General features: G+C 66.0%; 9 protein-coding genes. 2 read left to right on the top strand and 7 right to left on the bottom strand.

Going from position 1 to position 9,009, the window contains the following annotated elements; translation table 11 throughout:
• The 4 genes from BST12_RS27795 to BST12_RS27780 all read right to left on the bottom strand — a co-directional run.
• The coding region (locus tag BST12_RS27795) for an MFS transporter (RefSeq protein WP_139801996.1) at window positions 1-366 on the bottom strand (366 nt) is incomplete at its 3' end.
• A gap of 1 nt (window position 367) precedes the next feature.
• The gene (mhpA, locus tag BST12_RS27790; protein WP_083116408.1) at window positions 368-1,921 is read right to left on the bottom strand and encodes a bifunctional 3-(3-hydroxy-phenyl)propionate/3-hydroxycinnamic acid hydroxylase MhpA; all 1,554 of its coding nucleotides are present in this window, start codon (window positions 1,919-1,921) and stop codon (window positions 368-370) included.
• A complete protein-coding gene (locus BST12_RS27785) occupies window positions 1,918-2,856 on the bottom strand; it encodes a fumarylacetoacetate hydrolase family protein (RefSeq protein WP_083116407.1) in 939 nt (312 codons plus the stop codon). The genes mhpA and BST12_RS27785 overlap by 4 nt, the downstream gene beginning before the upstream one ends.
• Entirely contained in the window at window positions 2,853-3,980 is a 1,128-nt protein-coding gene (locus BST12_RS27780) for a VOC family protein (protein ID WP_083116409.1), read from the bottom strand. The genes BST12_RS27785 and BST12_RS27780 overlap by 4 nt, the downstream gene beginning before the upstream one ends.
• A gap of 152 nt (window positions 3,981-4,132) precedes the next feature.
• Here BST12_RS27780 and BST12_RS27775 point away from each other — a divergent pair, with 152 nt between their 5' ends.
• Entirely contained in the window at window positions 4,133-5,155 is a 1,023-nt protein-coding gene (locus BST12_RS27775) for an Rv2578c family radical SAM protein (RefSeq protein WP_083116406.1), read from the top strand.
• 1 nt (window position 5,156) lies between these two features.
• On the opposite strand, the gene BST12_RS27770 is transcribed toward BST12_RS27775, so the two are convergent.
• Complete coding sequence (locus BST12_RS27770; RefSeq protein ID WP_083116405.1) at window positions 5,157-6,722, bottom strand: purple acid phosphatase family protein; 1,566 nt, start codon at window positions 6,720-6,722, stop codon at window positions 5,157-5,159.
• A 12-nt stretch (window positions 6,723-6,734) separates the two neighbouring features.
• Window positions 6,735-7,580 carry a patatin-like phospholipase family protein gene (locus BST12_RS27765; RefSeq protein ID WP_083116404.1) on the bottom strand — a complete coding sequence of 282 codons (846 nt, stop codon included), beginning with the start codon at window positions 7,578-7,580 and terminating at the stop codon, window positions 6,735-6,737.
• 63 nt (window positions 7,581-7,643) lie between these two features.
• Between BST12_RS27765 and BST12_RS27760 the strand changes: the two genes are divergently transcribed.
• Window positions 7,644-8,078 (top strand): hypothetical protein, encoded by a 435-nt coding sequence (locus tag BST12_RS27760; protein WP_083116403.1) that lies wholly within the window; start codon window positions 7,644-7,646, stop codon window positions 8,076-8,078.
• A gap of 298 nt (window positions 8,079-8,376) precedes the next feature.
• On the opposite strand, the gene BST12_RS27755 is transcribed toward BST12_RS27760, so the two are convergent.
• Window positions 8,377-8,898 (bottom strand): helix-turn-helix domain-containing protein, encoded by a 522-nt coding sequence (locus BST12_RS27755; RefSeq protein WP_083116402.1) that lies wholly within the window; start codon window positions 8,896-8,898, stop codon window positions 8,377-8,379.
• Between the last annotated feature and the right edge of the window lie 111 nt (window positions 8,899-9,009).

Here is a 9,009-nt window from a genome sequence, read left to right as displayed (position 1 = left end):
GGCGGTGATCGTCGACAACGTGCTCGGCATGATGAACGCTGCGCCGACGCCCATGATCACCCGGGCAACGATGATCGTGTGCGCAGTGCCGGCGGCCGCGGCCAGCGCATTGGCCAGTCCGAACAACAAGGTGCCGCCGATCAGGGTGCGCCGGCGGCCGAAGTCGTCACCGATCGCGCCGGCCGGCAACACCAGCGCCGCGAGCGCGACGGTGTAGGCATCCGCGATCCAAGTGAGATCGGTGGCGCTGGCGCCCTTGTCCAGGGCGATGTCGGGCAACGCCACGTTGACGCCGGCGACCGCTGACATGACGACTACCAACGCTGCGCAGCAGGCAAGTACGACGCCGCGAGGATCACTACGCATGTTAATCTCCTGTCGAACTGTCACTGTCGTTGCGGGGCAATACAAATCGGGGCATTGCGGCACAGAGGGCGCTGAGTCGGCGGCCGGCCAGCATGACAGTGCGATCGGGCCGCACGATCACCGCAGTGGCACCACCGCGCTGCAACCATTGCGCCAGCTGACTCTCCGGCGGCGCGTGCACAATGGCGGCCCCGCGCTGGCGAAGCAGCTCACGCTGAGTGCAGGTGGGCGGCTCGGCGGTGATGAGGGCAAACCCGGTGCCCAGCAGCGTGTCGAGCCGAACTCCTTCCGGCAGAGCAGGATTCGGGCAGAGCTTCCCGGCCAGCCGTCGGCCGTCAAACGTCCTGCGCACCAACGCGCTTTTATGCAGAGCCGGCGTCCGGCTATTGGTGACAAGCCCTCGCGCGCCCGGGATGAGGTGCAGCCGCGGCACCACAGCGTCGCGCACCGCGTCTCCGGCCCGCCCGCCGGCCGTCATCGACCACCCCATGATCAGCGCCAGCCGGATCATGGCCTCGGCGTGGGGTTTGCGTTCTTGTTCGTAGCTGTCGAGCACGCCGGCAGGCAGGTTTTTGGTCAGCACTCCGGCCAGCTTCCAGGTCAGATTCGTTGCGTCGCGGATCCCGGCGCCCATACCCTGGCCGATGAACGGGGGTGTGAGATGTGCGGCGTCGCCGAGCAGGAAGACATTGCCCCGCCGCCACGAGTTTGCGACGCCGGCGCCAAAGGTGTATTCGGCGACGCGCACCAGGGACAGGCCGTCCACCGAAACACCTTGCAGCCAAGGAGAAATCAGCGGCTCGAGGTCTTGTGCAGTGGTGAAATCGTCGGCGCTCTCGCCCTCGCGCAGCCGGAATTCCCAGCGGTACCGGTTGACGCCCACACGCATATAGGTGGCTGCGCGGTCTGGATTGCAGACTTGATACACGCCGTCCCACACTTCGAGCGTGGCGTCAGTTACCACGTCGACCACCAGCCAGCGCTGGGAGAAACGCATACTCCCCATCGCCACGCCGATCGCGCCGCGAACGACGCTGTTGGCGCCATCGCAGCCCAACACGAAGCCGGTCTCTACGACGTGCTGCTCGCCGCTGATCCGATCGGTGAACGTGACCTGCACCCGTCCGGCCTCGGGTTGGCGGATCTGGGTGACCTCGGCGTTGCCGCGGAAGCGAACCAGGCTGTGCCGCTTCAGGTTTGATCGCAGCAGGCCTTCGAGTTCGGGCTGATCGAACATGTTGGCTTGGGGGTACCCGTGGATGCTGTGTGCCGGATCGCGGTCGAACTGAGCCAGGGTTCGCAGATCCTTGTCCACCAGCCGCAGGCCCAGTGCGGATCGGGTGATCGCGGTGAATTCCTCACCCACTCCCAGCCACCCGATGATTCGCCTGATCTCGTCGTCGAGGTGTACGGCCCTGGGTTGGGGATACACGGTTTCCCAGCGGTCCAGCACCAGCGACGGTATGCCGTATTGGGCCAGCCGGGTCGCCGCGGTGACGCCGGTCGGCCCGGCGCCGACGATGACCACCGGTACCGAGTCCGGTGACGTATTCATTTGTACGCCACCATGTTGCGCTGCGTTCCCAGGTCGATGGTGCCGTCGTCAGTGGATACGCTCGTCTCGACCAGATCGCCGTCGTGAAGGTAGCGAACGTTGTTGGCCTGTCGTTTGAAGAAGGCCTTCCATTTGACGGCGGGCGGCAGCAGGGAACTGATGACTTCGACGGGCTTCGGGGGAGCGCTGAGCGCGGTGCCGGCCGGAGTTCCGGTGAGCAACAAATCCCCGGGCTGAAGCTGCTGAAAGCGGGTCAGCGCCTGGAGTGCTTGTAGCGGTGAGTAGATCATGTCAGCGCCCACGGTCATGTCTTGCCGGGTTTCGCCGTTGACGTGTAACCGCAGCCGCAGCTCGCCGAAGCGCTTGAGCTCGTCGGCGTTGAGCAACACCAGCGCCGGCCCCACGGGAGTGAACGTCGGATACGACTTCGCCTCGTAGAACTGCGTTTTGGGAAGCTGGACATCGCGTGCCGACACGTCATTGGCCACCACCAGACCGGCCACGTAGTCGGACAGATTCGCCGCCGTAATGGTGGCACCGACATTGAGTTCGCGGCCGATGACCAAACCGATTTCGGCCTCGTAGTCGAGAAACCGGACGTGCTGTGGTTTGACGATGTCGTCGAACGGTCCGCTGATCGACCCCGAGGCCTTACGGAAGAACGTCAGCGGAATGGTCTTCGGGTTCATGCCCGAGTCCTTGACATGGGAGGTGAAGTTCGTCATCTGGGCCACTACCCGACACGGCGCCGTCACCGGAGACATGACTTGCAGGCTCTCGACGGGCACCGCATGATCACCTGCCGCCGCTGCGTCGATTGCGGCGCGGTCGGCGAGCAACTCGCCGGTGCTCACCGCGTCGGTGTCGACTTTGACTGCACCACTGGCTGTTTGGACCCACCAGGCGTCGCTGGTGCGCAGGATGGAGATGGTCATGAGTTGGCTGCTTTCATCAGGCCGATCAGGCGACGGGAGTCGAAGTCGTTGGTGCGCAACGCGCCGAACAATGAAACAAGCTCGCGCGGCAGGGATTTGGAGCTGGTACCCAGGAAGTCTTTGCTGGGCGCGGGCCCCCATTGAGCCAGACCCGATGCGCTGAACGGGGCCCAACCCGGTTCCACGGAGCAGTCGAACATGTCGCCGTCGGTGAAGTGTTCGACCATAAACCCGTCCGGGTCGCGCCAGTAGTCGAAGATCTGGCTGCCCTGGATGTGGCGGCCGATTCCCCATGACCGGCGGTAACCGCGTTCGGCGAGATATTCGCCGCCTGCCGCCAGACTGTCGAGGTCGCATACCTGGTAGGCCGAATGGACGTAGCGGTTGGACAACCCCAGCGACAGGGCCAGCGTGTGGTGGTCGGTCGGGGTGTCTCCGCGGTCGCAGCGGATGAAGCTCATGTTGGGTCCCCGGTCGCGCTGGCCGGGCAGATACAGAAAGTCGCTGACGATCATCCCGAGGGTGTCGAGGTACCAGTTCAGCGTCTGCAGGTAGGTCGTCGTCTGCAGAACCAGGTGTCCGAGCCGTTGCACAGTGGCGGGCTTGCGCAGCGGGCGCTGCGGTGTGTTGATGCGATGCAGCGTGGGCCCGAAGTTGAAGGTGTGCGGCGTCTGGGCCGGCAACGAGGTGAGCTCGTGCGTGCCGGCAATCACGCGCACGGTGACGCCGCTCGGATCAATCAGGTCGACGGCCAGACCACCCAAGTGCGGGGGCAGCCTGTGCGGCGTGCGCCCGGTCGCGGCGGCCACGCGGCGGACGTCGCTTTCGTCCTGGGCACGGAAGGCGACCGCGGCGAAGCGTGAACGCTGGCCGCGCCGGACCAGTACGCACGGCGACCCTGCGTCGGCGCCGCGCAGCCGCAGGCCGTCGGGTGTGCGGTCGGCAATGGCGAAGCCGAATGCCTTGGCGAAGGTTTCGGTGCGATCCAAGTCCGGCTTCTCGAACTCCAGCCATGCGATGTCGTGAACTTTGATCAGCGGGTCGCGGGACCGCCCGGGATGCTCACCGCGGTGGGCGCCGCGCTCGCTGTGTAAGTCGCCGTGTGTCCCCACGTCCTGCGTCATGAAGGCCTCCAAACTCAGTAGTTGCAGATATCTTCACTCAAGAATCAATGCTCAGTCAAGAGGTTTTGAAGAAATCGTCAGTATCGAGATGACGTGTCAGTAGAAGGTTGGCGCGGGTTGACAGGCGATCGAACTATTGTTCGAATATAAGGATGCGCTGGGCTGGTCAGGCGGTCGCGGTCGATGGAATCGCAGTCGACGACGGGGCCCTGCCGGGGCTGCAGCGGATCGGCTTTGTCCGTACCGTGCGCGTGCCGCATTTCGACGGCATCACCTTTCACGAGGTGCTGTGCAAGTCCGCGCTCAACAAAGTGCCCAACGCCGCGGCCCTGCCGTTTCGCTACACCGTCAACGGCTACCGCGGCTGCTCGCACGCCTGCCGCTACTGTTTCGCCCGCCCGACCCACGAGTACCTGGACTTCGATCCGGGCAACGATTTCGACACCCAGGTGGTGGTCAAGACCAATGTCGCCGAAGTCCTGCGCCGCGAGCTGCACCGGCCGTCCTGGCAACGCGAGACCGTGGCGCTGGGCACCAACACCGACCCCTACCAGCGCGCCGAGGGCCGCTACGCGCTGATGCCGGGCATCATCGGCGCGCTGGCCGCATCGGGCACGCCGCTGTCGATCCTGACCAAGGGCACCCTGCTGCGCCGCGACCTGCCGCTGATCGCCGATGCGTCCCAGCACGTCCCGGTGTCGGTAGCGGTGTCTCTGGCGGTCGGCGACCCGGCGCTGCACCGAGAGGTCGAGCCGGGCACACCCACCCCGCAGGCCCGGCTCGGCTTGATCGACGCGATCCGCAACGCCGGCCTGGACTGTCATGTGATGGTCGCGCCGGTGCTGCCAGACCTCACCGACTCCGTCGAGCACCTCGACGGGCTGCTGGCCCAGATTGCCGCCGCCGGCGCCACCGGCGTCACGGTTTTCGGCCTGCACCTGCGGGGGTCGACGCGCGGCTGGTTCATGGAGTGGCTGGCCCGCGCCCATCCCGAGCTGGTCGGCCGATACCGCGAGTTATACCGGCGCGGAGCGTATTTGCCGCCGCACTACCGCGAAACCCTGCGCCAGCGTGCGGCACCACTGATCGCGAAGTATCGGCTGGGCGGTGACCACCGTCCGGTCCAGCGAAAACCCGACGCAACGCCGGAACCGCCACAGCCGACGCTGTTTTGAGCTAGCCGCCCCGGGGCTTGGTCAGGGTGAACTGATCCACCAAGGTCACCGCGCCGAACAGTCCCGTCACCGCGTAGTGCGTCGCCTTGATCGACGTGTTGCCGCCCGGCCGGCCCGGATCGACGTCGAAAACGGCAAAGCCGTAGGGATTGTCGCGGTCGCGAAACGCCGACCACGGCGCATCCTCGGTCACCCGGATCGGTGGCCGGCGCCCGGCCGCGGGGTCGAAGTCGCCGACGCCGGTGATCACGCGGCACCGGGGCTCGGGAAACAACAGCCCGTTGGTGGGATTGGATGTTCCGCCGCCACCGATGACGAGGTGGACGGTTCCGCGCGTCGTGTCGATGAGGCCGGGCCGGGTGTCGACGGGAATCGGTGTGCGGGTCGCGCTGTCCAGCGTGCCGCGCACCGGATGTGACCGCTCGTAGTGGTGTTCGTGGCCGCATACCACCAAATCAACCTGATACTGGTCGAACAACGGCAGCCATTGCTGGCGGATCCCCAGGTCGGCGCCATTGGAAGAACCCCGCTCACCGGTGGAGATCGCCGTCTGGTGCATGCACACGACGATCCAGTCGATCGACGGGTCGCGGCGCGCGACCGCGAGTTCGCTTTCCAGCCAACGTCTTTGCTCGCCGCCAGAGTAATTGTGTACGTAGAAGCTGCCGCCGTCCTGATAGCACACGTCGTCGTTGTTGAGGCTGATCACCCGGACCGAACCGGCGGTGAACGAGTACCACAGGCCGCGCAGTTCCGGGCTGGACCCGGAATCGGGCACCGCGAAGTAGGTCTGGTATGCGCCGAAACCGACTGGGCCGTTGCCCATTTCGTTCTCATGGTTGCCGGCCGCGGGCATCCAGGGCCGGTAGCGCGCCGAGCGGGTGTTGTTGTCGAACCAGTCCGACCAGGTGCGGATCCGGTCCTGGGCGAGGTTGGCGTAGCACAGGTCGCCGTTGACGAGATTGAACAGCGGGGCCATTCGCTCGATCGCACTGGTGGTGTCGGCGGCTGCCGGCGTTCCGTTGTTGTCGTTGACGTACTTGCCGTTGACCAGCTTTCCCAGGGTCGGGGTGCCCTGATCGCCGAAGCTGGTGAAGCGCAATGGTTTTCGTCCGCTGGGCGCGGTTCTTATGGTGCCCAGTTCCGGATTGGCGCCGTCGTGCACGGCGGCGTACACATAGTCGGTATCCGGCGTCAGGTTGGTCAACCGAACGTGGTTGACGCGAACTTCGGTGTTGGACTTGGCATCCCGGTAGGTGCGGGTTTGAGCGGCCACGGTGCTGCCGAACCCCGAGGCCGGCGTGCCCAGCATGACGCGTGGATTGCGGACGGCGTCGGTGGTGTGCCAGGACACCACCACCTCGGTGGCGGCATTGCGGCCGAATTGCAGGTGCAGGCCGCCCACCGGCGGCGCCCCGCTTCGATCGGGTTGATACCAGACGCCGGGACCCGACGGCCGCGACCACAGCACCGAAGCCCCGCCCACTCCGACACCGCCGAGCAGCGCCGAGGTGGCCGCCGTCGTCAGCAGTCTGCGCCGGCTGATGCCCCGGCTGTCGTCGCTCACCGCACTAACCCCTTAATGACGATGCGGCTCGAGCAAGGCGGCCTGGCCGATGGACGGGGGATTGGCCGACAACCACGACCGGGTTTCCGCGTGCGAGCGCTCGATCAGCGTGGCGGCGTGGGAGAAGTCCAGGCCGGAGATGGCGACCGGACACAGCGGCGGGATAACCCGCAGGTCGACGGCTTGCTCGAAGTGGGCGACGTCGACGGCCAGGCGATGGTTGACGGCGGTTGTCATGGCGTGCAGCGCCATGTTCAGTGCCGTCTTGGGAGTCGCGGGCAGATCGCACGAGTAGCCGGTGGACAACACCCATACCCGGTCGGCACCGAGCGCCACGGCATGAGACACCGGGGTGTTGTTGACGACACCGCCGTCCATCAGGTCGCGGCCGTCGATGTTGACCGGGGGAAATACGCCGGGGATCGCGGCGCTGGCCGCGATAGCGTCGACCGCGCTACCCGACGACAGCAACACGTCGGTGCCCGAGATGACGTCGGTGGCCACCACGTGCAACGGGATCGGCGCGTCCTGCAGGCGGGCGAATTGAAGGTTGTCGGCCAGTACCCGGCGCAGACCGGAGTTGGGTACCAGATGTGTTCGGCGTCCCAGCATGCCCAACGCGCTGGCCACCGGATGGGTGGGGAAGATGTCTTTGCGGGACAACGAGATCCACAGCTCGGCGAGTCCGCGAATGCCGGCGGCATCGGCTCGCGAGGCGATCCAGCCGCCGTTGACCGCGCCGACGGAGGTGCCGACGATCAGGTCGGGGGTTATCCCCTCGTCGGCCAGGGCGCGCAGCATTCCAACGTGGATCGATCCGAGGCTGGCGCCGCCGGACAAGACGAAGGCCGTAGGCATAGATGCATCGTAGGGACTTCGGCGCGGAATGCCGCGGGTAACGATTCGGGTACCGTTCTCGATATGACGAACGTGCGAACAGTGGCAAGCGCGATCGCGGCCTTGGCCGTTGCGGCTGGCTTCGTGGCACCGGCCACCTCACATGCGGATCCGGCCGGCCACCAAGTCACTTACACGATCACCAGCACCGGCAACCTCACCGGCAATGTCCGCTACATCAACAGCGACCCGCCCAGCCAGGCGGCCTTCAACGCCAACTCGTCGCAGTACCTCAACACCGTGCAGACGGCGTTCACCGCCGACCAGCCGCTGGTTTACACCACAACCCTGGCAAACCCGAACCAGTGGGCGTTCGTCGCCGCCAGCGGCGGGTGCCACTGGCCGGACTGCGGTTCAGGAGCGACGCCCGAACTTCACTGCGAGATCGCCGTGGACGGTCAGGTGGTGGTCACGCAGAACGCCACCACCGGGGTGACCTGCTCGACGCGTCCCTGGTAGTAGCGGCGGTACTGCCGGCGCCGGCGCGAATGACGTTCGGCGGGATGCCCGTTCGCTGCCTTGCGGAACATGAGTGCGTGAACCTATTCGGCGAGCTCGCCGGCGATGAAGCCAAGTGCGGAGCAGGTGGTCTCGTTGGCGTCGAACAGAGTCTCGTGAGACATGATCAATCTCCTTTGTCGGTCGATAAACCATTTCTATCGACGCGTCGATTGTGCGTTCCACCTGCGCACCGCGTGTATCCCACGAGCGGGCCTGGTTTGTGTCCCCCAGTCAGGGGACAAGGGAAATCAGCGGGTCAGCGCCCCGGCTCGCTGTGGGCGACCACGACGACTTCGGCCGGCCGCGCGCCGATCGACCGCAGCTTGTGGCTCACCGCCGCGTCGAAGTACGCGCTGTCGCCGGTGCCGAGCGTGACCGTCCGGTCGCCGTAATCCAGCTCGACGTGGCCGTCGTGCACGAAGACGAACTCCTGGCCGGAGTGTTCGGGATGGGGATCGTCGGAGGGGTGACCGGTGGGCCGAACGATGAACGGCGACATGGATTTTCCCAGCACGGTGGAGGCCAGCGCCCGGTAGCGACCGCCGCTGCGTTGCTCGGCGCGGTCGACGGCGATCTTCTCCTCGGCCGCCTGGTCGGAGAACAGCCGCCCGACGTCGACATCGAGGGCGCGCGCGACCTTGAGTGCCACCGCGATGGACGGGGTGCTCTGGCCGCGCTCGATCTTGGACAGGTAGCTCTTGGTCAGCCCGGTCTGTTCGGCCAGTTGCTCCAGGGTGAGGCCGCGTTGCCTGCGGACCGCGCGCAGTAGTGCCGTCACCGCCGAAGCCTTTCCATGACCTTCATGACACAAAGTGTCCTATGCGCTAATATTGTGTCATATGGGGACCACTTTCACGGATCCGAAATCCGAACTGATGCGCCGAGCCCA

Source organism: Mycobacterium angelicum, from assembly GCF_002086155.1.
Lineage (GTDB): Bacteria > Actinomycetota > Actinomycetes > Mycobacteriales > Mycobacteriaceae > Mycobacterium > Mycobacterium angelicum.
Note: the sequence above shows the minus strand (reverse complement) of the source record. Positions and strands in the feature narration are given on the sequence as shown.